The organism is Gilliamella sp. Gris1-4 (genome assembly GCF_001690335.1).
Lineage (GTDB): Bacteria > Pseudomonadota > Gammaproteobacteria > Enterobacterales > Orbaceae > Gilliamella > Gilliamella apicola_P.
This window is the reverse complement of the sequence record NZ_LZHA01000056.1, coordinates 1-1,133: the sequence shown is the minus strand read 5'-3', so window position 1 is coordinate 1,133 and position 1,133 is coordinate 1. Positions and strand designations below refer to the sequence as shown.

At 49.2% G+C, this 1,133-nt stretch carries 1 protein-coding gene; it reads left to right on the top strand.

The window, feature by feature from the left end; all coding sequences use genetic code 11:
* The coding region (locus tag A9G31_RS11820; RefSeq protein WP_176700374.1) for a hypothetical protein at positions 1–492 on the top strand (492 nt) is incomplete at its 5' end.
* Positions 493–1,133 lie beyond the last annotated feature (641 nt).

Here is a 1,133-nt window from a genome sequence, read left to right as displayed (position 1 = left end):
AGGGCAAGTAGTAGTCAGATAAGCTCAAGTAATCCTGGTTCACTTACACGTCCATCTTTGCCACAGACCTTCGAGTTGGTGGGAAGGGATAGTAATGGTAATGAGGTTCGGTACGGATTTAAGTTAAGGCAGTGGTTCGTCCATCGGGGTAGTCAAAGAGCTAGCGTTTCCAATCAAACATCATGGTGTAATAGTTTGGGTTATCGAATGCCACGGGTAAGAGATTTAACCAATGCGGTCAGAACAGATAATCCTCCTATTTCAGGCGCAGCCCCTAGTTCATCAGTTAATTATTACATGCGTCACATAGGTGCAGGATTTTTCACGGAGTGGGGCACCATGGGCTACTACGCTGTTGCGGGCTTCGTCAGCTACAGCTTCTGGACGAGCGACGCAGCAGGTAGCCGCCAGTTCACTGTCAACTCGAGCCTCGGCGTCGTCAGCAGCTTCAGCGCCAGCAACTCCTTCGATGGCCTTTGCACCGCACCTTAGTTTTTAGCGTTTAGTTCTTAATCCTTAGGGCGCGGGGTTGGTTATGGTGCTTGAGAGGACAATATAACAAAGAACAAAGCCCCCGCGTAAGTTGGGGCGTTTTCCTTAGGGTTGCGCCGTTGTAGCAGAGCCACAATAGCGCCGCCCCCCCGCCGCCGACGCTGAAAGTGTCGATGGCAGTCTTAGTGGGTTACGCTGTGGCGATTTAAATTCTTGGTCTATCTGTAGTACGGCAAGGTTTCGGACGTTTTGATCTTTGGTGAACAAAATAGCTACAGTGACAACGTCCGATTTAGGGGATTTTTTGCGAAATCCCCTAAAAACCCCTCGCAAGGCTACAGAATGTGGCCTTCGGCAATACTCGTATCATCCTGATACTCGCCTCTACGAGGCCATATTCGCTATGCTCAGATGTTCAAATTTGTTCCAGACAAATTTGTCCTCCGCCGTCGCTCGGTCTTAACGCACCGTTTGTGGACGCGTTCCCGACGCACCACAAACTCGCCAAACATCCCTGTTTGGCGTGCTAACCTCGCTCTGTTGTCGGCACATTCTGACGCCGTAACAAGACAACAACATAACCTTGAGTGGCTTTTATGAGTCACTTTTTTATAAAAAACACTGCAAAAACCACAAAAAAT